General features: G+C 71.0%; 16 protein-coding genes. 6 read left to right on the top strand and 10 right to left on the bottom strand.

Features of this window, described 5'->3' with window-relative positions; all coding sequences use genetic code 11:
• Nucleotides 1-58: 58 nt before the first annotated feature.
• A complete protein-coding gene (locus ACFWDI_RS35100; protein ID WP_385310374.1) occupies nt 59-487 on the bottom strand; it encodes an Rv3235 family protein in 429 nt (142 codons plus the stop codon).
• A 279-nt stretch (nt 488-766) separates the two neighbouring features.
• Here ACFWDI_RS35100 and ACFWDI_RS35095 point away from each other — a divergent pair, with 279 nt between their 5' ends.
• Entirely contained in the window at nt 767-1,273 is a 507-nt protein-coding gene (locus ACFWDI_RS35095; RefSeq protein ID WP_385310372.1) for a DUF6912 family protein, read from the top strand.
• 145 nt (nt 1,274-1,418) lie between these two features.
• A complete protein-coding gene (locus ACFWDI_RS35090; RefSeq protein WP_385310370.1) occupies nt 1,419-2,090 on the top strand; it encodes an HAD family hydrolase in 672 nt (223 codons plus the stop codon).
• Between the two features lie 44 nt (nt 2,091-2,134).
• On the opposite strand, the gene ACFWDI_RS35085 is transcribed toward ACFWDI_RS35090, so the two are convergent.
• The gene (locus tag ACFWDI_RS35085) at nt 2,135-2,701 is read right to left on the bottom strand and encodes a DJ-1/PfpI family protein (protein WP_327323940.1); all 567 of its coding nucleotides are present in this window, start codon (nt 2,699-2,701) and stop codon (nt 2,135-2,137) included.
• 443 nt (nt 2,702-3,144) lie between these two features.
• Between ACFWDI_RS35085 and ACFWDI_RS35080 the strand changes: the two genes are divergently transcribed.
• Nucleotides 3,145-8,079: an NAD-glutamate dehydrogenase gene (locus ACFWDI_RS35080; protein WP_385310367.1), complete on the top strand. Its 4,935-nt coding sequence runs from the start codon at nt 3,145-3,147 to the stop codon at nt 8,077-8,079.
• Between the two features lie 102 nt (nt 8,080-8,181).
• Here ACFWDI_RS35080 and ACFWDI_RS35075 read toward each other — a convergent pair whose 3' ends face one another.
• Genes ACFWDI_RS35075 through ACFWDI_RS35060 form a run of 4 tightly spaced genes read right to left on the bottom strand, consistent with a single transcriptional unit; the run spans nt 8,182 to nt 12,167 of the window.
• A complete protein-coding gene (locus tag ACFWDI_RS35075) occupies nt 8,182-9,135 on the bottom strand; it encodes a serine/threonine-protein kinase (protein WP_385310364.1) in 954 nt (317 codons plus the stop codon).
• Nucleotides 9,136-9,180: 45 nt separating this feature from the next.
• A complete protein-coding gene (locus tag ACFWDI_RS35070) occupies nt 9,181-10,431 on the bottom strand; it encodes a glycosyltransferase 87 family protein (RefSeq protein ID WP_385310362.1) in 1,251 nt (416 codons plus the stop codon).
• Nucleotides 10,432-10,480: 49 nt separating this feature from the next.
• Nucleotides 10,481-11,254 carry an ABC transporter ATP-binding protein gene (locus tag ACFWDI_RS35065; protein ID WP_327323936.1) on the bottom strand — a complete coding sequence of 258 codons (774 nt, stop codon included), beginning with the start codon at nt 11,252-11,254 and terminating at the stop codon, nt 10,481-10,483.
• Complete coding sequence (locus ACFWDI_RS35060) at nt 11,247-12,167, bottom strand: ABC transporter permease (protein WP_385310407.1); 921 nt, start codon at nt 12,165-12,167, stop codon at nt 11,247-11,249. The genes ACFWDI_RS35065 and ACFWDI_RS35060 overlap by 8 nt, the downstream gene beginning before the upstream one ends.
• Nucleotides 12,168-12,366: 199 nt before the next feature.
• Here ACFWDI_RS35060 and ACFWDI_RS35055 point away from each other — a divergent pair, with 199 nt between their 5' ends.
• Complete coding sequence (locus ACFWDI_RS35055; RefSeq protein WP_362690216.1) at nt 12,367-12,972, top strand: TetR/AcrR family transcriptional regulator; 606 nt, start codon at nt 12,367-12,369, stop codon at nt 12,970-12,972.
• 157 nt (nt 12,973-13,129) lie between these two features.
• Here the strand turns inward: ACFWDI_RS35055 and ACFWDI_RS35050 are convergent, their stop codons facing one another.
• The 4 genes from ACFWDI_RS35050 to ACFWDI_RS35035 all read right to left on the bottom strand — a co-directional run bounded on the left by ACFWDI_RS35050 (nt 13,130) and on the right by ACFWDI_RS35035 (nt 20,393).
• Nucleotides 13,130-14,011 carry a carbohydrate ABC transporter permease gene (locus ACFWDI_RS35050; RefSeq protein WP_385310360.1) on the bottom strand — a complete coding sequence of 294 codons (882 nt, stop codon included), beginning with the start codon at nt 14,009-14,011 and terminating at the stop codon, nt 13,130-13,132.
• A complete protein-coding gene (locus ACFWDI_RS35045) occupies nt 14,008-15,357 on the bottom strand; it encodes a carbohydrate ABC transporter permease (RefSeq protein ID WP_385310358.1) in 1,350 nt (449 codons plus the stop codon). Before ACFWDI_RS35045 ends, ACFWDI_RS35050 begins: the two co-directional genes overlap by 4 nt.
• Before the next feature lie 4 nt (nt 15,358-15,361).
• A complete protein-coding gene (locus ACFWDI_RS35040; RefSeq protein WP_385310356.1) occupies nt 15,362-16,723 on the bottom strand; it encodes an ABC transporter substrate-binding protein in 1,362 nt (453 codons plus the stop codon).
• Between the two features lie 148 nt (nt 16,724-16,871).
• Entirely contained in the window at nt 16,872-20,393 is a 3,522-nt protein-coding gene (locus tag ACFWDI_RS35035; RefSeq protein WP_385310354.1) for an FHA domain-containing protein, read from the bottom strand.
• 469 nt (nt 20,394-20,862) lie between these two features.
• On the opposite strand from ACFWDI_RS35035, the gene ACFWDI_RS35030 reads away from it, so the two are divergent.
• The gene (locus tag ACFWDI_RS35030; RefSeq protein WP_385310352.1) at nt 20,863-22,530 is read left to right on the top strand and encodes a serine/threonine-protein kinase; all 1,668 of its coding nucleotides are present in this window, start codon (nt 20,863-20,865) and stop codon (nt 22,528-22,530) included.
• 222 nt (nt 22,531-22,752) lie between these two features.
• Nucleotides 22,753-24,024, top strand: a complete 1,272-nt coding sequence (locus ACFWDI_RS35025) for a serine/threonine-protein kinase (RefSeq protein ID WP_385310350.1) — start codon at nt 22,753-22,755, stop codon at nt 24,022-24,024.
• The last annotated feature ends 30 nt before the right edge of the window (nt 24,025-24,054 follow it).

The raw sequence follows: 24,054 nt of genomic DNA, 5'->3' as shown, positions 1-24,054 counted from the left end.
GCGCCGGCGGCCGCTACCGGTCGGCTGCGCCGCGACATGCTCCCTGCCGAGCCGGCCGCTACCGGGCCGGCTGTGCGGCGACACGCTCCCCGCCGAGCTCCACCGCCGCGCAGCGCCAGCGCTGGTCCGCGCCCTGCTCCAGGCGGAAGGCCATCGCGCTGACCCGGTCGCCCGAGCCGATCCGGGCGAAGGCTTCGATCACGCCGGGGCCCGGGTGGTACTCGCCGCAGTGCCGTACGACCGGCGTGACCCGTTCCGCCGGGCGCAGCGGAGCCCCTGGAGCCAGCCGCACCAGCTGCTCGTACGCCTCCCCGATGGTGTGCCCGAGCATCCAGTGCACCGGTCGCTGTCCGCTGAGCACCGCGAGCAGGCGGTCGGCGAACCAGTAGTGCGGCTGGTGCTGCCGCCGTGCGCGGGCCATCGCCGCTGCCGCCACCACTGCGGGCCTGCGTTGATCGCGCCGTCCTGCGGGCCGGGTCCTGTCCATGCAGATCGCCCCCGATATCCGGGCCCGGTCTCGATACCGGGCGGTAACTTCACTGGTGATCTTCTACGGGGGCGGGGCGAGCGGCCGCAATGTGTGCGGGCACCGTCGGAGGGCGACGGGAAACTTCACCTATCAGGGTGACGAGCGGTGGCCCCGGGCCGTGGTGGGCAGGTGCACGGGGTATTTCAGGTGGACGGTGCGCGAGCCCTGGAGCGGCACCCCGAAGGGGGACGTCGCACGTATCCTGAGGGCGTCTTCCGACTACGAAAGCGGCCAGCCATGCGCGTCTACGTCCCCCTGACCCTCCCCGGTCTCGCAGAGGCGCACAAGGCGGGCAAGCTGGGCCCCGGTCCGCTGGCCGCCTACGCGGTGACCCCGGGACTGCGCGAGTGGTACGTCTCCGACGACATCGAGGAGCTCGAGTACGCCGCGCTGAACCGTGCCGCGGCCGCCTCGCTGCGGCTGCTCGCGGGTGCTCCGGCCGCTGCCCGGCGCCGGGTCGTCGTCGCCGTCGACGTACCGGACCAGGACGCGGTGGCCGATCCCGACCGGGTGCTCGTCGCCAGCGCGCTCGGCGAGGTGCGGATCGCGTCCGCGGTGCCACTGGCCAAGGCGGCAGCGGTGCATGTGGACGCCGACGACGCGGTGGACGATGTGGCGGCGGCGGCGGAGGCACTGGGAGCGGCGGACCAGGGCGACGACGACGCCCAGTTCACGGTGGACGGCGCGGAGGACCACGAGCTGCTCTGGTTCGGGGTGCAGGAGATCCCGAACCTGATCTCCTGACGCCTGCCGGCCCTGCCCCGCCCCCTTCCACCTCGCCCGGCACCTTGCGCCTGCCCGCCCCTTTCCGCCTTGCCGGCACCTCCTGCCGCTTCCCGACGGTCATCCCGTCCGGCCGCCTGTCAGTCCTGCTGGGTACTGTTTTGGTATGGGGAAGCACGCGGACACACACATCGTCTGGGACTGGAACGGCACGCTGTTCCACGACATCGACGCGGTCATCCAGGCGACGAACGCCTCGTTCGCGGAGATAGGGCTGCCCGCGATCACGCTCGAGCGCTACCGGGACCTGTACTGCGTGCCGGTGCCGCTCTTCTACGAGCGGCTCCTGGGCCGGCTGCCCACGGATGCGGAGTGGGCCGTCATGGACGAGACCTTCCACCGGCACTACTGGGTGCTGGCCGAGAGCGCGGGACTGGCCGCCGGAGCCAGGGAGCTGCTGGTCGACTGGCAGGCGTCCGGGCTGACGCAGTCGATGTGTTCGCTCGCCCCGCACGAGAACCTGATACCGATCGTGCGCACGCACGGCATCGAGCAGCACTTTGTGCGGGTGGACGGCCGGGTCGGCGGATCGCACACCGGTAAGGCCGAGCACATGGCGCGCCACCTCGCGGGGCTCGACGGAGTACGGGCGGAGCGCGTGGTGGTCATCGGCGACGCCGTCGACGACGCGGTTGCGGCGCAGCATGTGGGAGCGCGAGCCGTCCTCTACACGGGCGGCTCACACAGCCGCACCAGCCTGCAGGCGGCGGGGACAGGCGTGCCCGTGGTGGACACACTCGCTGAGGCAGTGGCCGAGGCCCAGCGTCTGGCGGCCTGACGCGCACCGCCGGACGCTTCGCCGTGGCGGCGTGCGTGGCGGCGTCAGCTCACCGGGGCCTTCGCGCGCAGCACCTTCAGGAACTCCCGCATCCACGCGGAGTGGTCCGGCCAGGCGCGGGAGGAAACGAGGGTGCCGTCGACGACCGCCTCCGCATCCTGGAAGCTGGCGCCGGCCGCCTGCATGTCCAGTTCCAGCGCCGGGTAGGCGGTGACGCGCCGGCCCTCCAGGCTGCCGAGCGCCGCCGTCAGCAGCGGGCCGTGGCAGATCTGGGCGACCGGCTTGTCGGAGTCGAAGAAGGACTTGAGGAGCTTGCGGAGTTCCGGGTCGTTGCGCAGATACTCGGGGGCGCGGCCGCCGGGGATCACCACCGCTGCGTACTGCCCCGGATCGACTTCCGAGAAGGCCAGGTCGGCGGGCCAGGTGTAGCCCGGCTTCTCGGTGTACGTGTCGAAGCCCGGTTCGAAGTCGTGCACCACGAACTGCAGCTTTTTGCGGGAGGGGGCCGCGATATGCACCTCGTACCCCTCCTCCCGCAGCCGCTGGTACGGGTAGAGGACTTCGAGGGACTCGGCTGCGTCGCCGGTGACGATCAGGATCTTCGCTGTCATGGCTGCTCCCGGTGTCCTGCTGTCGACGGTACTCCCGGTGTCGTGCTGTCGACGTGTGACCGTGTCGTCACCGTCAACGTGCACCGCGAGGGGGCTGCTTGCCAAGAGGGCCTGTGTCGCTGTCCAGACTGTCAAACTTCAGGCCCCGCTTTTGTACACATACGGCTCATGACGGGTCGGGGGGGCGGGACGATAGCCTTGACCCGTGATCAGCGCGATACGCCGCGGGGGCAGCGAAGCCCCCGGCCTGCGCCCGGAGTGCCACAGCACCCGGGCGATCGTTGCTCTCCTCGTTCCGACCGGGTTGCCGAACTTGGCCAATAACCGCTCGGACGACTCTCATCGCGGCATAACGTCGACTTCGACCGGATACCCCGCGTCACGGCGTTGCGTCGCTTCTTTCACCTACGTCACGCAACGGCGCGCGACAGGAGCCAGAGGACATGCAGACCAAGCTGGACGAAGCCAAGGCCGAGCTGCTCGAACGGGCCGCCCGGGTAGCTGAGAACAGCCCGCTCGGGGGGAACCTTCCGACTGGGTCCGAGCAAGGGAAGCGTCCTGACCGGGACGCTCTGCTCACGTACCTCCAGCGCTACTACCTGCACACCGCTCCAGAGGACCTCGCCGACCGCGACCCGGTCGACATCTTCGGTGCGGCACTTTCCCACTACCGGCTGGCCGAGAACCGCCCCCAGGGGACGGCCAATGTGCGGGTCCACACTCCGACCGTGGAAGAGAACGGCTGGACGTGCAGCCACTCCGTCGTCGAGGTCGTCACCGACGACATGCCCTTCCTCGTCGACTCGGTCACCAATGAGCTCTCCCGCCAGGGCCGCGGCATTCATGTCGTGATCCACCCGCAGGTCACCGTCCGCCGCGATGTGACCGGCAAGCTCATCGAGGTACTGCCCTCCGAGGCCAACAGCAAGGCGCTGCCGCACGACGCGCTCGTCGAGTCCTGGATCCATGTCGAGGTCGACCGCGAGACCGACCGCGCCGATCTGAAGCAGATCACCTCCGACCTGCTGCGGGTCCTCTCCGACGTCCGCGAGACCGTCGAGGACTGGGAGAAGATGCGCGACGCCGCGCTGCGCATCGCCGAAGAGCTGCCCAGCGAGCCGAAGGCCGACGATCTGCGCGACCAGGAGGTCGAGGAGGCGCGTGAGCTGCTGCGCTGGCTCGCCGCCGACCACTTCACCTTCCTCGGCTACCGCGAGTACGAGCTCACCGAGAACGACGCGCTCGCCGCCGTCCCGGGGACCGGACTCGGCATCCTGCGCTCCGACCCCCAGCACAGCACGGACGAGGCGCACCCGGTCAGCCCGTCCTTCAGCCGGCTGCCCGCCGACGCCCGTGCCAAGGCCCGTGAGCACAAGCTGCTCGTGCTGACGAAGGCCAACAGCCGCGCGACCGTGCACCGCCCCAGCTACCTCGACTACGTCGGCGTGAAGAAGTTCGACGCCGAGGGAAATGTCGTCGGTGAGCGCCGCTTCCTCGGTCTCTTCTCCTCCGCCGCGTACACCGAGTCCGTGCGCCGGGTGCCGGTCATCCGCCGTAAGGTCGCCGAGGTCCTGGAGGGCGCCGGCTTCTCGCCCAACAGCCACGACGGCCGCGACCTGCTGCAGATCCTCGAGACCTACCCGCGCGACGAGCTCTTCCAGACGCCCGTCGACCAGCTGCGTTCCATCGTCACGAGCGTGCTCTACCTCCAGGAACGCCGCAGGCTGCGGCTCTACCTGCGGCAGGACGAGTACGGGCGCTACTACTCCGCCCTCATCTACCTGCCGCGCGACCGCTACACCACCGGCGTACGGCTGCGCCTGATCGACATCCTCAAGGAGGAGCTCGGCGGCAGCAGCGTCGACTTCACCGCCTGGAACACCGAGTCGATCCTCTCCCGGCTGCACTTCGTGGTCCGCGTCCCGTCCGGGACCGAGCTGCCCCACCTGACCGACTCCGATGTCGAGCGCATCGAGGCCAGGCTGGTCGAGGCCGCCCGTTCCTGGGCCGACGGCTTCGCCGAGGCACTCAACGCCGAGTGCGGTGAGGAGCGCGCCGCCGAGCTGCTGCGCCGCTACGGCTCCGCCTTCCCCGAGGGCTACAAGGCAGACCACTCGCCGCGTGCCGCCGTCGCCGACCTCGTGCACCTGGAACGGCTGACCGAGAACGGCAGGGGCTTCGCGCTCTCGCTGTACGAACCGGTCGGTGCCGGCCCGGGCGAGCGCCGCTTCAAGATCTACCGCACCGGAGAGCAGGTCTCCCTCTCCGCGGTCCTGCCCGCGCTCAACCGGCTCGGTGTCGAGGTCGTCGACGAGCGTCCGTACGAGCTGCGCTGCTCGGACCGTACGACCGCCTGGATCTACGACTTCGGTCTGCGCATGCCGCTGGCCAACGGCAACGGCGACTACCTCGCCGACGATGCCCGCGAGCGTTTCCAGGACGCCTTCGCCGCGGTCTGGACCGGCAAGGCCGAGAACGACGGCTTCAACGCCCTCGTTCTGGGTGCCGGTCTGAACTGGCGGCAGGCGATGGTGCTGCGCGCGTACGCCAAGTACCTGCGTCAGGCCGGTTCGACCTTCAGCCAGGAGTACATGGAGGACACCCTCCGTACCAACGTCCACACCACCCGGCTGCTGATCTCGCTCTTCGAGGCCAGGATGTCCCCGGAGCGCCAGCGCGCGGGCACCGAGCTGATCGACGGTCTCCTCGAGGAACTCGAGGGCGCGCTCGACCAGGTCGCCAGCCTGGACGAGGACCGGATCCTGCGTTCCTTCCTCACGGTCATCAAGGCGACGCTGCGGACCAACTTCTTCCAGGAGGCCGGCGGCGGCACGCACCACAGCTATGTGTCGATGAAGTTCGACCCGCAGGCCATCCCGGATCTGCCTGCGCCCCGCCCGGCGTACGAGATCTGGGTGCACTCCCCGCGCGTGGAGGGTGTGCACCTGCGCTTCGGCAAGGTCGCGCGCGGCGGTCTGCGCTGGTCCGACCGGCGTGAGGACTTCCGTACGGAGATCCTGGGCCTGGTCAAGGCGCAGATGGTGAAGAACACCGTGATCGTGCCGGTCGGCGCGAAGGGCGGCTTCGTCGCCAAGCAGCTCCCGGACCCGTCCGTGGACCGGGACGCCTGGCTCGCCGAAGGCATCGCCTGCTACAAGATCTTCATCTCCGCGCTGCTCGACATCACCGACAACCTGGTGGCGGGCGAGGTCGTACCGCCGGCCGATGTCGTACGCCACGACGGGGACGACACCTATCTCGTCGTCGCCGCGGACAAGGGCACCGCGTCCTTCTCCGACATCGCCAACGAGGTCGCGCTCTCGTACAACTTCTGGCTCGGCGACGCCTTCGCATCGGGCGGCTCCGCCGGATACGACCACAAGAAGATGGGCATCACCGCCCGCGGCGCGTGGGAGTCCGTCGAGCGGCACTTCCGCGAGCTCGGCCACGACACCCAGACCCAGGACTTCACGGTCGTCGGCGTCGGCGACATGTCCGGTGACGTGTTCGGCAACGGCATGCTGCTCAGCGAGCACATCCGGCTGGTCGCCGCCTTCGACCACCGGCACATCTTCATCGACCCGAACCCGGACGCGGCAACCTCGTACGCCGAGCGCAGTCGGCTCTTCGAGCTGCCCCGCTCCTCCTGGGCCGACTACAACAAGGAGCTGCTGTCCGCGGGCGGCGGCATCCACCCGCGTACGGCCAAGTCGATCCCGATCAACGCGCACATGCGCGCGGCGCTCGGCATCGAGCCCGGCATCTCCAAGATGACGCCTGCCGAGCTGATGAAGACGATCCTCAAGTCCCCGGTGGACCTGCTGTGGAACGGCGGCATCGGTACGTACGTCAAGGCCTCCACCGAGTCCAACGCGGATGTCGGCGACAAGGCCAACGACGCGATCCGCGTCAACGGTGAGGACCTGCGGGCCAAGGTCGTCGGCGAGGGCGGCAACCTGGGCCTGACCCAGCTCGGCCGGATCGAGTTCGACCGCAGCGGCGGCAAGATCAACACCGATGCCATCGACAACAGCGCGGGCGTGGACACCTCCGACCACGAGGTGAACATCAAGATCCTGCTCAACGGCCTGGTGTCGGACGGCGACATGACCGTCAAGCAGCGCAACAAGCTGCTCGCGGAGATGACCGACGAGGTCGGGGCGCTGGTACTGCGCAACAACTACGCGCAGAACGTCGCCCTGGCGAACGCCGTCGTCCAGGCGCCGAGTCTGCTCCACGCCCACCAGCGCTTCATTCGGCGGCTGGAGCGGGACGGGCATCTGGACCGGCCCCTGGAGTTCCTGCCGACCGACCGGCAGATCCGTGAACTGCTCAACGCGGGCAAGGGGCTCAGCCAGCCCGAGCTGGCCGTGCTGCTCGCCTACACCAAGATCACGGTGGCGGACGAGCTGATCGGGACGGGGCTGCCGGACGACCCGTATCTGCGCCGGCTGCTGCACGCGTACTTCCCGCAGCCGCTGCGCGAGAAGTTCCCCGAGGCGATCGACGGGCATGCGCTGCGCCGCGAGATCGTCACGACGGTGCTGGTCAACGACACGGTGAACACCGGTGGTTCGACCTTCCTGCACCGGCTGCGCGAAGAGACGGGTGCGTCGACCGAGGAGGTCGTGCGGGCGCAGACCGCGGCCCGCGAGATCTTCGGACTCGGTGCGGTGTGGGACGCCGTCGAGGCCCTCGACAACAAGGTCGCGGCCGACGTCCAGACCCGTATCCGGCTGCACTCGCGCCGCCTCGTCGAGCGCGGTACGCGATGGCTGCTGGGCAACCGGCCGCAGCCGCTGGAGCTCGCCGAGACCATCGACTTCTTCGCCGAGCGCGTGGAGCAGGTCTGGGCGGAGCTGCCGAAGATGCTGCGTGGCGCGGATCTGGAGTGGTACCAGGGGATCCTGGACGAGCTCACCGAGGCCGGTGTTCCCGAGGAGCTCGCGCTGCGGGTCGCCGGGTTCTCCTCCGCCTTCCCGACGCTCGACATCGTCGCGATCGCGGACCGTACGAAGAAGGAGCCGATGGCGGTCGCCGAGGTGTACTACGACCTCGCCGACCGGCTGCGGATCACCCAGCTGATGGACCGGATCATAGAGCTGCCGCGGGCCGACCGCTGGCAGTCCATGGCCCGCGCCTCCATCCGCGAGGACCTGTACGCCGCACACGCCATGCTGACGGCGGACGTGCTCTCCGTGGGCAACGGCAGCTCGACGCCCGAGGAGCGGTTCAAGGCCTGGGAGCAGAAGAACGCGGCGATCCTCGGCCGGGCGCGTTCGACGCTGGAGGAGATCCAGGGCTCGGACACGTTCGACCTGGCGAACCTGTCGGTGGCGATGCGGACGATGCGGCAGCTGCTGCGTACGCACAGCTAGCGGTACGGGAACGAGGGGCGCCGGGTCCGTCCGGCGCGCTTCGCCCTCGATCGCCGGACGGGCTTTTGAGCACAAGCCCGTCCGGCGGTCGAGGACATCTCGTCAGGGAGCCCGGCGGATTCTGGTCCGCCAACCGGACGCCCTCGGGTCCTTGGCGGCCCGCTCGATCCCTGCCAGGGTCGCCGCGAGCGGCTTGGGCAGCCAGCCGTCGAAGTCACGTACGTCGCGTCCCGCTGCCCGCCGGCACAGCTCGGCCGCCTCCGCCGCCGTCGGCCGCTCCTCGGGCCGGGCGGCGAGGCAGCCCGTCAGCACCTCGCGCAGCGCCGCCGGATGCGCGCGCAGATCCGGCGGCTCGTGGTCGGTGCCGGCGATCCGGGTGGCGACCACCAGGCCGCCGCCCTCTCCGTACGGATGGCGCCCGGCGGCGGCTTCGGCGGCGACGAGTCCGAGCGTGAACACATCGGATGCGGGCGTGAGCTGCTTGCCGAGCGCGTGCTCGGGAGACATGTACTTGGGTGTGCCGACCATCCGGCCGACGGTGGTCATGGATGACGTCCCGACGTCCCGCGCGATGCCGAAGTCGAGCAGCCAGGGCCCTTCCGCGGTGAGCAGCAGATTGCCCGGCTTCACATCGCGGTGGATGACCCCGGCGGTGTGTACGGCGTCCAGCGCGTGGGCCGCGCAGGCGGTCAGCTGAAGCACGCACTTCAGCGGCAGCGGCCCGTGTTCGGCCAGCGCGTCGTCGAGCGGCAGCCCCGGTACGTAACGGGTGGCGAGCCAGGGCCGGGCGGCCTCCGCGTCATGGTCGACGACCGGTACGAGGTGGTGTCCGTGCACCCGGCGGACCGCCTCGACCTCGCGGGCGAAACGTTTCCGGAAGCTCTCGCTCTGTGCGTGCTCGCGGCGGATCAGCTTCAGCGCGACGGGCCGTCCTTCGCCGGTGCGGGTGAGATAGACGGTGCCCATCCCGCCCTCGCCGATCCGCGCCTCGAGCACATAGCCCGCGATCTCCCGCGGATCGTCGTCGCGCAGCGGCTGAGGCCCCCCGTTCCGCATTCCCACTCCCCTTGGCGTGCCCCTGCCCATCGTCGGCAGCGGAGCCTATCGCGCGGCCGTGGCCGTCCACAGCCGCCTGCAGGAGAGCAGAGCCGCCGTGACCAGCAGACCGTTCCGTACGACCATGATCAGACAGCCGAGCGGAGTGCCGCCCAGCACATCGTCGTAGAGCAAGGGGTAGGCCAGCGCGCTCAGCGCGGCCGCGGGCAGCATCAACAGCGCGACCGGGCGCTGGGTGGTGTGCCGGGAGGTGAGGCAGACCGCGGCCAGTCCGAGCAGCCAGACCAGATACTGCGGGCTGATCACCCGGCTGGTGACGGTGAAGAGCAGGACGGCGGCGAACGCGGCGTCGAAGGGTGTCGCCGCACTCCAGCGCCGGGCCCTGACCCGCCAGAGCAGCAGCCAGCACAGCGCCGCGGCGGTCAGCAGCAGCGAGAGCCGCGCCACGCTCGACACATAGGGACCGATGAACTCGAAGGCCCCGTACTGGTACCTGACCGTGCCCGCCCAGCCCGCCTTCCGCGCGAGCTGGAGCGCGGTTCCGCCGAGCGACTCGATCTGGACGCCTCTGGCGCCCTGCTGCCGCAGAAAGTCCAGGGAGTGCGTGAAGGCGAGCGCGAGGACGGCGAGCAGCGCGACCGCGGAGGCGGCGGCCGAGAGCCAGGCGGCGCGTGTCGTACGTCCCCGGGGTGTGCCGAGCAGGGTGAGCAGCGGCCAGACCTTGATCATCGCGCCGAGGCCGGCGAGCGCCCCGCCGAGCAGCGGCCGGCCGCGCATCGCCAGTAGCGCGAGCACGGCGAGGGCGGTGACCTGGACGTCGTACCGCGCGAAGGGCAGATGCAGCAGCAGCGGCAGTCCGCACACCCACATCCAGGCGCCGGGCACACCGGCGCGGGCGAGCGCGAGGGTGACGACGGCGTCGGCGGCGAGGGTGATGGCGACGAAGGCCTGGAAGTAGGTGAGCCAGGGCAGCGTGCCGGGGAAGAGGAACACCAGCGCGGCGCCGGGCGGGTACTGCCAGGTGACGTCGTTCAGGGGGAAAGCGCCCTGGCCGAGCTGCTCGTACCAGTGCCGGTAAAGGGTGTGCACCTCGCCGGCGACGCCGCTGTCGCCGAGGCGGTCGACGATGAGCAGGAGCAGCATCCCGATGCGGGTGGCTGCCCAGACGGCGCCGAGGGCGACGGCCTGCGTGGGCCGGGGCGGGTCGGCGCCGAGGGGCGCCCGGGTGCCGGGGAGCGAGGTCCCGGGCACCCGGGCGGAGCCATGGGCGGGCGGTGCAGTCCGATGATTCGTCATCGGCCTGCACTTTAGCCCGCGTTACGGGTAATTTGAGGTGATTTAGGGGCTATTTCTTGGGGCTGGTGAACTCGTTGTACGCGGCGACGACGTCCTTCACGGGGCCGTCCATCCGCAACGTCCCGGCCTCCAGCCAGATCGCGCGGTCGCACGTCTCGGAAATCGTGCCGATGCTGTGGCTGACCAGGAAGACCGTGCCGGCCTCCTCGCGCAGCTCGTTGATGCGCTCCTGGCTGCGCCGCTGGAAGCGGGCGTCGCCGGTGGACAGGGCCTCGTCGATCAGCAGCACGTCGTGGCTCTTCGCCGCGGCGATCGAGAACCGCAGCCGGGCGCCCATGCCGGAGGAGTACGTACGCATCGGCAGCGTGATGAAGTCGCCCTTCTCGTTGATCCCCGAGAAGTCGACGATGTCGTCGTAGCGGTCGCGGATCTGCTCGCGGGTCATGCCCATCGCGAGTCCGCCGAGGATGACATTGCGCTCGCCGGTCAGATCGCCCATGAGTGCCGCGTTCACGCCGAGCAGCGAGGGCTGGCCCTGGGTGAAGACCCTGCCCTTGGACGGCGGCTGCAGGCCCGCGATGGCCTTGAGCAGGGTCGACTTGCCCGAGCCGTTGGAGCCGATCAGGCCGATCGCCTCGCCCTTGTACGCGGCGAAGCTGACGCCCTTGACGGCGTGCACCTCGCGAACGCCGGGTGCGCCCTTGCGGGAGACGATCCGGCTGAGGGCGGTGGTGGCGCTGCCCTTGCCGGTGCGGACGCCGTTCACCTTGTACGTGATGTGGACGCCGTCGACGACGACGGTGGGAATCCTGGAGTCAGCCACGGCCGTACTCCTCCTCTGCCTTCCAGAAGTACAGGAATCCGCCGGCCCCGAAGAGCACTGCCCAGAAGAGGGCCACGGCCCACACGTGCGGGGGGAGTTGGGCGGCGGTGAAGCTGTCGATGAGCGCGAAGCGCATGAGGTCGATGTAGACGGCGGCCGGGTTGCACTGCAGCGCCAGCTTGACGGTGTGCGGCACCTTGTCGTGGCTGAGCACCTTGTCGATCGACCACATCACACCGGAGACGTACATCCAGGTGCGCAGGATGAACGGCATCAGCTGGGCGATGTCCGGGGTCTTGCTGGCCAGCCGCGCCATGATCATCGAAATGCCGGTGTTGAACACGGCCTGCAGGGTCAGTGCCGGGATCGCGAGCAGCCAGCCGACCTGGGGAAGCTGCCCGAAGCAGACCAGGATGGCGAGCAGCGCGCCGAGCGAGAAGAGCAGCTGCTGGAGCTGCTGGAGCGCGATGGCGATGGGCAGGCTGGCGCGGGGGAAGTGCAGGGCGCGTACGAGGCCGATGTTGCCGGAGATCGCGCGGGTGCCGGCCATGATCGAGTTGGCCGTGAAGGTCCAGATGAACACGCCTGTGACGAGGAACGGGATGAAGTCGGGCACGTGCTTACTGGTGTCGAGCAGCATGCCGAAGATGAAGTAGTAGACCGCCGCGTTCAGCAGCGGGGTCATGACCTGCCAGATCTGGCCCAGCTTGGCCTGGCTGTACTGGGCGGTCAGCCGGGCGGTGGCGAAGGCGACGATGAAGTGGCGGCGGGACCAGAGCTGGCCGATGTAGGAGCGCAGGGTGGGGCGGGCGCCGCTGACGGTCAGACCGTGGCGGGCGGCGAGCGCGGCGAGGTCGGACGGGCCGTCCGGGGCGGATTCGCTCGGGTCGGGATGCGGCTCTGGCCGGCCGATCGTCTGGCTGCTCACGGTGCTCGCTTTCGACAGGCGCGGAGGCAGGGACAGGGGTGGGGGTACGTCGGGCGCGGGCGTTGGCGGCGCCCGCGATGGGAGTCGCCCAGCGATGGGACGGACCCGTATCGTCGCTACGGCGAGAGTAGGACGTAGTGACGTCGCAACGCAACCGTTTCGTCGTCCCGGTATGCTCCTGTGCATGACCACGGATCCGGGAACACCACGTCGCGCGCCGGCGGGAGCCGCAGTGCTCCGGGAGGACGTGACCCACGCCATCCGCGCCGCCGTCTTCGAGGAACTGGCCGCGGTCGGCTTCGCGCGGATGTCGATCGAGGGGATCGCGCGGCGGGCGGGCGTCGGCAAGACGGCGGTCTACCGGCGCTGGAAGTCGAAGCTGTCGCTGGTGCTGGACCTGGTCTCGGTGTTCGCGGCGCAGGGACTGCCGGCGCCGGCGACGGGTTCGCTGTACGGCGATGTACGGGCGCTGCTCGAGGTGGCGTCGCACGCCCTGCGCCACCCGGTGGCCTCGCAGGTCATCCCGGACCTGCTGGTGGAGGCGGCGCGCCACCCGGAGATCTCGGACGCGATCAAGGCGGCGCTGCTGGACAGCCAGCAGGGCGTGGCGGCGATGGTGGTACGGGACGCGGTGGCACGGGGCGAACTCCCCGAATCGACGGACCCGGACAAGGCGCTGGACCTGATTGTGGGGCCGCTGTACTGGCGGCTGGTGGTGGTGCGGACGGGGCTGCCGAAGGGGTACCTGGACGAGCTGGCGCGGGGGGCGGTGGCGGCGCTCCGGTCGTGACCGGGGGTTTGACCGGGGTTTGTTCCCCTCCCCGCCCCGCCCCTTCCCGAACCGGGGCAGGCCCCCTCGGGGCCGGATGCGGCGCACCCGCACGCCTCCGGGCGGCGGTTCGCACCGGGCCGGCCCCGACACCGCTCAACTACTCATCCGCACCGGCTCACTTGACCGCTCCTGCCATGACTCCCGTCACGAACTGCCGCTGGAACGCGAAGAACACCGCCAGCGGGATGATCATCGAGACGAAGGCGCCGGGCGCCAGGACGTCGATGTTGTTGCCGAACTGCCTCACCTGGCGCTGGAGTGCCACCGTGATCGGCGCGCTCTCGGAGTCCGCGAAGATCAGCGCCACCAGCATGTCGTTCCACACCCACAGGAACTGGAAGATTCCCAGCGAGGCGATCGCCGGGCCGCCCAGTGGCATCACGACGCGCGTGAACAGCCGTATCTCGCCCGCCCCGTCGAGCCGCGCCGCCTCCAGCAGTTCTCTCGGGATCTCCGCGAAGAAGTTCCGCAGCAGGAAGATCGCGAACGGCAGACCGAACGCGACATGGAAGATGATCACGCCGATTGTCGTCTCGAAGATGCCGATCTGGCCGAACAGCTTGGAGACCGGCACCAGCGCGACCTGGACCGGGACCACGAGGAGGCCGACGACCAGCATGAACCACCAGTCGCGGCCCGGGAATTCCATCCAGGCGAAGGCGTATCCGGCGAGCGAGCCGATCACCACGACCAGAACCGTGGCAGGGACGGTGATCAGCACCGTGGACAGCAGCGAATCGGTGATCGCCGTGTTGTCGAGGAGCCGCGAATAGTTCTCGGTGGTCAGCTGTGCCGGGGCCGAGAACACCTTCCACCAGCCGCTCTCACTGATGTCCGTCGCGTCGCGCAGCGACGACAGCAGCAGCCCGAACGTCGGCATCAGCCAGAACAGGCCCACCAGGATGAGGAACACCCGCATCACGCCACCGCCGGCGCGTGCCGCGATACGCGCCGGGAGTGACTGCTTGGCCTTCACCACACCGTCGGTCGTGGTCATCGGCGGCTCTCCCTTCGCATCCTGCGGATGTTGAACAGCATCACCGGGATCACCAGCAGCAGCAGGAGTACGGAGATGGCACTGCCCAGCCCCACATTCGAATCCGTACCGAACGACGAGCGGTACAGCTGGAGAGCGAGGACGTTCGCGTCGTCCTGGGCCGAGCCCGGCGCGATGATGAAGACCAGGTCGAAGATCTTCAGCACATTGATCATCAGGGTGACCAGGACGACCGCGAGTACCGGCGCCAGCAGCGGCACCGTGATCTTGCGGAAGACCTGCCATTCGTTCGCGCCGTCCACCCGCGCCGCTTCGAGGAGTTCACGCGGCACGCTCGCCAGGCCCGCCGCGATCAGCACCATCGCGAAGCCCGCCCACATCCAGACGTAACTGCCGATGATCGCCGGGGTGACGAGCGAGGGGCCGAGCCAGTTGACGCCGTTGTACGGCTCCCGGAAATTGTCGGCGGGCAGCCGGAGTCGGGCGCCCTCGGCGGACGCGGGCAGGCTGAACGTACCGTCCGCTCCGGCCCGTGCCGATGCGACGACCTTGCCGTCCTTGACCGCCTCCACCTTGATGCCCTTGAGCCCGAGCTCCTTGGCGTCGATGGCGTTGGGCTTGCCGCCGCCGCCCTTGGTGAAGTCCAGCCAGGCGGTGCCGGTGATCTTTCCGTCGTCCGGCTGGGCCGCCTTCGCGGGCTTGGCGTCGGACGGCATCTTGTCGGGCGCGACACCGACCAGCGGGAGCTGGACCTGTTTGCCCGCGGTGGCCGGCTCCTTGGTGACGAAGGACCCGCCCGGACCTGCCTCGAGCGGATGGACGGCCAGCGGACGCGCCTTGGGGAATCCGGCCGACTCGGCGAAGGTGTCGTGAACGCCCACCCACACCGCGTTGGCGACACCGCGGTCCGGGTCCTGCTCGTACACCAGCCGGAAGATGATGCCCGCGGCGAGCATCGAGATCGCCATCGGCATGAAGACGATCAGCTTGAAGGCCGTGCCCCAGCGGACCCGCTCGGTGAGCACGGCGAAGATCAGACCGAGTGCCGTCGAGACGGTCGGCGCGACCACCACCCAGATCACATTGTTCTTGACCGCGGTGAGGATGGTGTCCTCGGTGAATATCTCCTTGTAGTTGTCGATCCCGGCGAACCCGCTGCCGGACTGGTCGAAGAAGGACCGGTAGACCGAGTACCCGATCGGGTAGACCACGAGCGCGCCCAGCAGCACCAGCGCGGGCAGCAGAAAGCCGACCGCGATGATCTTACGTGTGCCTGTCACGCTCTTGCGCTTGTCGGCGGGGGGCGTCGGACGTACGGAGCCCCTCGCGGTCGCCGCAGTTGTCACCGATTCAGCTCTTGTACGCCTTGGCCGCGTCCGACTCCAGCTTCTGCTGGGTCCCGGCGACGTTCTTCGGGTTCTTCAGGAAGTCCTGGAGTGCTTTCCACTCGCCCTTGCCGGGCGTACCGCCGAACGACTGCGGCATCTGGTCCGACATGTCGAAGCGGAATGTGTCGCCCGCCGCGATCAGCGCCTTGGCGATATCGCGCTGCACATCATTGGGGTACGCGGAAATGTCGAGCGACTTGTTCGGTGAGATGAACCCGCCCGACTCGGCCCAGATCTTGGCAGCGTCCGGGGAGGCCAGGAAGGTCAGCAGCGCCTGCGCGCCCTTGGAGTCCTTCAGCGCCACGGCCGCATCGCCGCCGGTCACCACCGGAGGCTCGGCGCCCACCGCCGGGAACGGGAACACCTTCGCGTCCGTACCGATCTTGGCGTCCGTCTGCGCGATGTTGACCGAGACGAAGTCGCCCTCGAAGACCATCGCGCCCTTGGGCTGCTCACCGCCGGTGAAGGTCTGGGTGACCGATGCCGGGAACTCCGTCTGGAGCGCGCCGTCGGCGCCGCCCGCGATCAGGTTCGGCTTGCCGAAGAGCTCGCCGAGCGTGGTCAGCGCGGTCTTCACGGACGGGTCGGTCCACTTGATCCGGTGCTTGGCCAGCTGGTCGTACTTCTGGGGTCCCGCCTGGGAGAGATAGATGTTCTCGAACCAGTCGGTGAGCGTCCAGCCGTCCGCGCCGCCGACCGAGACCGGGGTGACACCGGAGGCGGAGATCGTCTCGGCCGTCGACAGGAAGTCCTTCCAGGTCTTCGGCTCGCTCGCGCCCGCGTTCTCGAAGGCCTTGGCGTTGTACCAGACCAGGGACTTGCTGGCGGCCTTGAAGTAGACGCCGTACTGCGTGCCGCCGACCGCGCCGAGATCCTGCCAGCCCTTGGTGAAGTTCTTCGCCAGCTCCGCCTTGGCCTCGGCGCCCAGCGGCTTGACCCATTTGCGCTGCACGGCCTGCTGGAGCGCGCCGACCTGCTGGAGGAGTGCCACATCCGGGGGCTGACCGCCGGCGATCTTCGTACCGAGGTAGTTGAGCATCGCGTCCTGGGTGGGGACGAAGGTGACGGAAGCCCCGGTGCGCTTCTCGAACTCCTTGAGGACCTTGGTGAAGTTCTCCTGCTCGGGGCCGGTCCAGACGGCCACGACCTCGATCTTCTCGCCGTTCAGTTTGGGCAGTTGGACGGTCGCCGCGGACTCCTTGCCCTTGCCCTCGCCCGGTTTTGCCTTGTTGTCGTCCTTGTTGTCGCCGCAACCGGCGAGTGCGAGAGCACCGATGGCGGCGAACACCACTGCGGTCCTGCCCGTGCGAAGAGTTGTGCGCATCACTGCCCCGTCTCTCCCGTGCCCTGTCCCGTGCCGACAGGTGTACGCCCGGTACTGGAGGGCCGCAATACCGCACCAGGCGTCAACCAGCCTTTTGTGATGGCCTTGTGACGTGATGTCAGGTCAAAGGGCGGGCCTGTGCTGTCGCTCAGGGGCGGGCCGGATTCAGCGGCGGAACCGGAGTCGCGTCCACTGATCGTGCAGCTCGCTCCAGGGCACTGGCCAGAAGTGCCAAGTCCGTTGGCCCATTGCCCAGTTCACGAACGGGCCGACGGGTCGGCGGGTCACCCATCCGCTCCCACTCGAGCGGCACCACAGTGGGACGCAAGGTCGCCGTACGCGGAATGCGTCCCGTCACCCGGCCGCTCTGGAACGGGGTCACCCGGCCGTCCGGATGCCCGAGCCTGCCTCGCCCTGGAGCAGGGTCGTCCGGCCCCGGCGCGGCGGGCGGCGCATCCAGCACGGCACGCAGCCGCGCACCCTGTGCCAACTCGGTGTCGGCCGTACGGTCGGGACGCGCGGACGTCGCTATCAGATGTACACCGAGCCGCTCGCCGTCCCGGGCCACGGTTTCCAGGGCTCGTACGACCGAACCGGCCGCGGGCCGCCCGGGGCTGCCGAGCGCCGGTGCGACCAGCGCGTCGAAGTCGTCCACCAGCACGACGAGCCGCGGCAGCGGAGGCGGACCCTCGGACTTCGTACGGGCCCCGGGGCGCAGCCGGAGCGTGCCGCTGGCGGGGGAGTCGAGGTCACCGCGCTGCTCGGCGGCGGTCGGCGGGCGCTGGCCCACCATCCGGTCGGCCACCTCGCGCTGGGTGTGCCACTCGGCGAAACCGACACTGCCCAGCAGCTCGGACCGCCGCTTCAGCTCGGCCCCGAGCGCCTGCGCGAACGCTCGCATCCGGACCGGGTCCGAGGCCACCAAATGCTCGGTGACATGGGGCAGTTCGGTACAGGCGGCCAGTCCTTCGCCGCGCTCGCCGCCGGCTCCGTCGACCAGCAGCAGCCCGAGCCGGTCCGGGCGTCCCGCGGCGGCCAGCGAGGCCGCGACGGAGCGCAGCAGCTCAGTGCGGCCGCTGCCCGCCGGGCCTTCGATCAGCAGATGCGGGCCCTCTTCGGTGAGATCGACGGTGAGCGGGCCGCGCGGACCCGCGCCGAGCACAGCGGTGCCGTCGCCCGCCGATGCCCAGCGCGCCATCAGGGATGCGGGGGTGGCGCGGGCGAGACCCAGCTCGTCCAGCAGCCGTGCGGAACGCGGCAGCGCCGCGACCCGGTCGAGGTGTGTGCCGGTGCCCTCGGCGCGCAGCGGCGCGACGGCGCGCCCGAAGCGCTCCGCCCAGGGCGCCGAGACCGCGTCCACCGCGCCGACCGTGCCGTGCCCGACGGGCTGCCCGCCGACCGTACGCATCAGCCGCAGCGCGGTCGCCACATCACCGCTGAGCAGGGCGACCGCCCCGCACTCGCGGAAGGCGAGCGAGGCCGCGCACGCCGCCTCGTAGGTCGCGGCGACGGGTGAGAGCGGCGAGGCGGCCGGGGTCTCGGCCAGACAGATCAGATGGATCCCGGCGGCGGGTCCGGCGCCGGCCAGCCTCGCCGTCGTCTCGCGCAGCGCGGCCGAGCCGGGGTCCCCGTCGACGATGACGACGGTACGCGCGCCTTCGTACCGCGCGGCGGCTTCGGTGACGGCCCTGCGCTCGGCGCTCGGCCAGCCCGGGCCGAGCGGCCCGTCGTCCAGGCGGCGGGTGAGTTCGGCACTGCGGGCGGTGGCCTGGTCCCGGTCGTAGGCGAGGAGCAGTCGGCAGTCCTGGCCGTGCGCGGGCCGCAGATGCGGCAGCCAGCCGAGCCAGGCCCACTCGCTCCTGCGCTCCTCGAGGCTCCGCGACCGGTCCGTGGAGATCAGCACGATCTCCAGATCGACAGGCGAGTGCAGCGCGGCGAGCTGCGCCACGGCGGACCTGGCAAGACCGGCCAGCCGCGCCCTGGGCCCGGCGAGCCCGAGCGAGCCGGCCTCGCGCAGGCCTACGGTCACCGGCACGGCAGGCAGCTCGGCCCGGTCGGTGGTGCCGAGGCGGAGCACAAGGGACTCGGGATGCCCCGCTCCCCGCTCCCAGAGCCGGGGGCCGGGGCCGAGCGCGGTGAGCAGCACCGCGGCCGGATCGGGCCAGCTCTCGACGGCGCGCGTCGCGGCGCTGCGCGGTCCGGGCTGCGGCGGGAGCTCCGGGACAGGCTCCTCCCGGCCTCCGGCGAGCCGCCGGGCCCAGGCTCCTATACCGCGTCTGCGGGGGGTGGCGCCGTCGGGCAGGCGGGTGCCGCGGAAGGGGGCGGCTTGGCGGGGTGGGCCGCTGGGAGCTGCGGGGCTGTGGGCCTCGGGCGGTTCGGGGACCTCGTGGGTCTCGTCCGCCCTGGAGTGCATGGCGTCGCCGTGGGCGCTGTCGTCGGGGCCGTATGTGCCGTACGTGTCGTATGTATAGAGCGTCTCGGCATCGCCGCGCCCGGCGCTCGTCGGGGCTGCGGGAGCGGTGGGGTCGTACTGGAAGGGCACACGACGCTGATCGCCTGCCTGGGGGTCTTCGCGGGGGCCCGAAGCGCCCGGAGCCGATGCGTCGGGGCCGTAGCCGCCGGTGCCGGAGCCGGGGCCGGTGCCGGAGCCGGCGTCGTCCCGGCGGGCCCAGCTGGGAACCGGTCGGCGATGTCCGGGGGCGGCCGGACCGGAGCTGCCGAGGCCCGAGCCGCCCGGCCCGGAACCGCCAGGAGCTGATCCGCCGGAACCGGAGCTGCGGGGTCCTGAGCTGCCGGGGCCGTCGTCCCCCGGACCGACTCCGCCGCCCGGAGCCGATCCGCCCCGAGCCGACCCGCCAGGACCGAAGGCCCCCGCCGCGGCTCCACCGGGACCGGAGCCACCGGAACCGGAACGGGCCTCACCGGGGCCGGACCCACCGGAACCGGACCCGCCCGGACTAGCCCCGTCCGGACCAGCCCCGTCCGCCCGGGTCACCCGCAGATGTCCCTCGCCGTCCGGTGCCGTCGGCAGCGCGGGCGTCCGGTCGCACGGGGTGACCCGGAGCGTCGACTCGCCCAGTCGCAGCAGCGCGCCCGCGGGCAGCCTGACCGGGCGGGCACTCAGGGCCGCGCCGTCCAGCGTGGTGCCGTTCGTCGAGCCGAGGTCGGCGACCGTCACCCGGCCGTCCTCGGCGACCGTGACAGCGCAGTGCAGCCGCGAGACGTCCGGGTCGTCCAGCGGTACGTCCGCCTCGGCGGAGCGGCCGATCCTGATCCGGCCGCCGTGCAGCAGATGGACCCCGCCCGCGTCGGGACCGGCGACCACATGGAGCTGGGCCGAGGCGTCCGCCCCGGGAGACTCGTCCTCACCGGGGACCTGAAGGGAGAGCACCGCGCCGTCCACCAGCGGCGGCTCGCCCAGCGTGCGCCGCTGCGCGTCGAGCCGCTCCTGGCCCGCGTACAGCACGACGGAACCCGAGACATCGGCGCCGGAGACGGCCGCCGCGAGGCCGGAGGCCACGGCGGCCAGCGCCGTCCCGGCAGGCGCGGTGATCAGCACGTCGCAGGCGTGTCCCGCGGCATGTCCCGCCGCGGCGTGTCCCACGGAGGCATGCCCCGCGGTCGCGGATCGGCCGCTGCGCGGCGCGAGGACAGTCAGCCGGATCTGCATCGCCGTCAGCAATCCCTTCTGCGCGGGGTGCCCGGCAGGGGAGCCGCCCTGTGATCGCCCCCACCCGGCAGGTCGGCACGCGCCACAGGGCTCCCGCCCCCACGACTCCGTGCTGAGGGCATCCTCGCACCTGCCACTGACAACACGCCCGGGGACCACCAGTACGTGATCTTGATTGGTCGGCTCTGGGCGTAAAAATGCCTGGTTGGGATCTGATCCGGAACGTGCGTGACGTTCGCGGCACGGCTCTTCGGCAACCATCCGTACGATGCCCGCGTCTTCCTTTCGAACACGACCAGCGGTCCATCAGGAGGGGATGCGCAGGAGGAAGTCGGGCAGACGACCGGCCGGTGCCGTGTCCGGCGGCACTAAAGTGGGTCGGACACCCGGGCGGGCCACCGCGCCTCCGAGCAACGGCCACAGCGGCCCGGGACCACGCAAGGACCACGATCAGCAGGGAGCGCATGACGTGCGGCCGGTAGGCAGCAAGTACCTGCTCGAGGAGCCCCTCGGGCGCGGCGCCACGGGCACCGTCTGGCGAGCCAGCCAGCGGGAGACCGCGGGCGCCGAGGCGGCCGTCGCGGGCCAGCCCGGCGAGACCGTCGCGATCAAGGTCCTCAAGGAGGAGCTTGCGAACGACGCGGACGTGGTGATGCGCTTCCTGCGCGAGCGCTCCGTCCTGCTCCGCCTCACCCACCCGAACATCGTGCGCACCCGGGACCTGGTCGTCGAGGGGGATCTCCTCGCCCTCGTCATGGACCTCGTCGACGGCCCCGACCTGCACCGCTACCTCCGCGAGAACGGCCCGCTCAGCCCGGTCGCCGCCTCGCTGATGACCGCCCAGATCGCGGACGCGCTCGCCGCAAGCCACGCGGACGGCGTCGTCCACCGCGACCTCAAGCCCGCGAACGTACTCCTCAAGACAGACGCCGACGGCCAGATGCACCCGATGCTGACCGACTTCGGCATCGCGCGCCTCGCTGACTCCCCGGGCCTGACCCGTACGCACGAGTTCGTCGGCACGCCCGCGTATGTCGCGCCGGAGTCGGCCGAGGGCCGTCCGCAGACCTCCGCCGTCGACATCTACGGCGCGGGCATCCTGCTGTACGAACTGGTCACCGGCAGGCCCCCGTTCGCGGGCGGCACAGCCCTCGAGGTGCTCCACCGCCACCTCAGCGAGGAGCCCCGCCGCCCCACCACCGTCCCCGAGCCGCTGTGGACGGTCATAGAGCGCTGCCTGCGCAAGGAGCCGGGCCAGCGGCCGAGCGCCGAGAACCTCGCCCGTGGACTGCGTACCGTCGCGGCCGGAGTCGGCGTGCACTCCACGCCCGCGCAGGTCGACGCCGCGCTCGGGGTCGCCGCGCTGCTCGCGCCCGACCCTTCGCCCGCTCAGGTGCCCGAGGCGCCTGGTGCGGCCGACCCGACGCAGGTCCTGCCGAGCAACGCGGGGTCGTACGACCCCAACGCCGCGACCAGCTTCCTGCCGCAGACCGGCGCCCCGCAGTCCGGACCCCCGCAGAGCGGCGACCCGACCACGGTGATGCCGCCCGTACCGCCGGGTCAGCCGCGTCCGGAGGACCCGCACCCCTGGCAGTCCCAGCTGCAGGCGGCCCGCGACCGCAACGAGCAGACACAGGTCCAGTACCTCGACCCGAGTCAGGACCCGCTGCGCCGGCGTCCCCAGCGCCAGCAGCAGAGGCCCCCGCAGCAGCCGCCGCGGCAACCGCAGCAGTACGCGCCGCAGCCTCAGCAACAGCGCCCTCAGCAGCAACGTCCTCAGCAACAGCGCCCGCCACAGCGGCAGCAGTACGCCCCGCCGCCGCAGCCTCAGCAGTACGCGCCGCCGCCCCAGCAGCCCGCGCCGCGCCAGCCGAGGCAGCCGCGCCAGCCCAACCCCAACCGCATGAGGATCCCGGGACTCGGCTGCCTCAAGGGCTGCCTCTTCACCGTCCTGATTCTCGTCGGCGCGGGCTGGCTGGCGTGGGAGCTGTTCCTCCAGGACTGGGTCTCCCAGGGCCAGAGCTACTGGGACGCGATCGGCGACGGCATCTCGAAGGTGACGAAGTGGATCTCGAATCTCGGCGGCTCGGACCCGGGCACCGGAGGCACCGGCAACGGCTCGGGCGCCGGACAGTAGTGACTCAGTAGTTTTGTCGACTTCTGCGGGGTGATTTCCCCCGCAGAAGTGAAGGTTGGCGCCATCCGGGGCACACAGCCCCCCGATGCCCGCGTACGTTACTCAGGTGCGCCTCGCGTGTCGCCGTCCGCCACGGTGCCCGGCCTTCTTTTCGGGCCGGGGGTCCGGGGGTCGTCCCCCGGGTAGACACAGCGGGCAACGCCAGCCGCTGAGGGAGCAGTCTTGGCACGGAATATCGGCAGCCGGTACACGGCCCACCAGATCCTGGGGCGGGGCAGCGCCGGCACGGTGTGGCTCGGCGAGGGACCCGAAGGGCCCGTCGCCATCAAGCTGTTGCGCGAGGACCTGGCCTCGGACCAGGAGCTCGTCGGGCGCTTCGTCCAGGAGCGGACGGCCCTGCTCGGACTCGACCACCCCAAGGTCGTCGGCGTCCGCGACCTCGTCGTCGACGGCAACGATCTCGCGCTCGTCATGGACCTCGTCCGCGGCACCGATCTGCGCACCCGCCTCGACCGGGAGCGCCGCCTCGCCCCCGAAGCGGCGGTCGCGATCATCGCGGACGTCGCCGACGGCCTCGCCGCGGCCCATGCCGCCGGAGTGGTCCACCGCGACGTCAAGCCGGAGAACATCCTCCTCGACATGGAGGGCCCGCTCGGCCCTGCCGGTTCGCACCCGGCGCTGCTCACCGACTTCGGCGTCGCCAAGCTGATCGACACCCCGCGCCGCACCAAGGCACTGCGCCCTTCGGCGGGACACGCCCCGAACCCGTCGGGCATCATCGGCACCCCCGACTACATCGCCCCCGAGATCGTCGAGGGCCTGCCCCCGCGGGCCGCGGTCGACATCTACGCCCTCGCCACCGTCCTGTACGAGCTCCTCGCGGGCTTCACACCCTTCGGCGGCGGCCACCCCGGCGCGGTCCTGCGCCGCCATGTCACCGAGACCGTGGTCCCGCTCCCGGGCATCCCCGACGAGCTGTGGCAGCTCATCGTCCAGTGCCTGGCCAAGGCCCCCGCGTCCCGCCTTCGCGCCTCCGAACTGGCCACCCGCCTCCACGACCTGCTCCCGCTCCTCGCGGGCATGCCGCCGCTGGACGTCGACGAGCCGGATGCCGAGCCACCCTCGGAGCCGTACGCGCAGGTGACTCCGACCACCCCCGACGAGCCCCGCCGCCGCGGCGCCGTCCCGCTCGTCCCCGGCGCCGCCCCCGCGGACTCCAACCGCGACACCCACACCTCGATGCGGGTCCCGGCCCCGGACGAGCTGGCAGGCGGCGCCCGCGGCACGGCCCGCGCCCCCCGTACCCCCGGCCAACGCCGCCCGGGCTCGGCCCGCCACAAGTCGGACGCGGTCCGCAAGCGCCGCATCACGCTGGGGGCGGCAGCACTGGTGCTGGCCGCGGTGGTGGGCGTCGGAGGCTGGCTGGCCACCGGCGACGGCGATACGGAAGCGCCGCCGCAGGACTCGAAGCAGTCGGCACCCTCCGAGCCCTAGCGGGTCGGGCCGCCGCGCCCAGCCGTTACG

Origin of the sequence: Streptomyces sp. NPDC060064 (assembly GCF_042736455.1) — a bacterium.
In the GTDB taxonomy this organism is placed as follows: Bacteria; Actinomycetota; Actinomycetes; order Streptomycetales; family Streptomycetaceae; genus Streptomyces.
Note: the sequence above shows the minus strand (reverse complement) of the source record. Positions and strands in the feature narration are given on the sequence as shown.

Excerpts from the sequence above, each read along its gene's own strand:
- ACFWDI_RS35095 (WP_385310372.1), top strand. The coding sequence starts at position 767 with ATGCGCGTCTACGTCCCCCTGACCCTCCCCGGTCTCGCAGAGGCGCAC.
- ACFWDI_RS35090 (WP_385310370.1), top strand. The coding sequence starts at position 1,419 with ATGGGGAAGCACGCGGACACACACATCGTCTGGGACTGGAACGGCACG.
- ACFWDI_RS35050 (WP_385310360.1), bottom strand. The coding sequence starts at position 14,011 with ATGACCACGACCGACGGTGTGGTGAAGGCCAAGCAGTCACTCCCGGCG.
- ACFWDI_RS35100 (WP_385310374.1), bottom strand. The coding sequence starts at position 487 with ATGGACAGGACCCGGCCCGCAGGACGGCGCGATCAACGCAGGCCCGCA.
- ACFWDI_RS35055 (WP_362690216.1), top strand. The coding sequence starts at position 12,367 with ATGACCACGGATCCGGGAACACCACGTCGCGCGCCGGCGGGAGCCGCA.
- ACFWDI_RS35070 (WP_385310362.1), bottom strand. The coding sequence starts at position 10,431 with ATGACGAATCATCGGACTGCACCGCCCGCCCATGGCTCCGCCCGGGTG.
- ACFWDI_RS35040 (WP_385310356.1), bottom strand. The coding sequence starts at position 16,723 with ATGCGCACAACTCTTCGCACGGGCAGGACCGCAGTGGTGTTCGCCGCC.
- ACFWDI_RS35080 (WP_385310367.1), top strand. The coding sequence starts at position 3,145 with ATGCAGACCAAGCTGGACGAAGCCAAGGCCGAGCTGCTCGAACGGGCC.
- ACFWDI_RS35075 (WP_385310364.1), bottom strand. The coding sequence starts at position 9,135 with ATGCGGAACGGGGGGCCTCAGCCGCTGCGCGACGACGATCCGCGGGAG.
- ACFWDI_RS35035 (WP_385310354.1), bottom strand. The coding sequence starts at position 20,393 with ATGCAGATCCGGCTGACTGTCCTCGCGCCGCGCAGCGGCCGATCCGCG.
- ACFWDI_RS35085 (WP_327323940.1), bottom strand. The coding sequence starts at position 2,701 with ATGACAGCGAAGATCCTGATCGTCACCGGCGACGCAGCCGAGTCCCTC.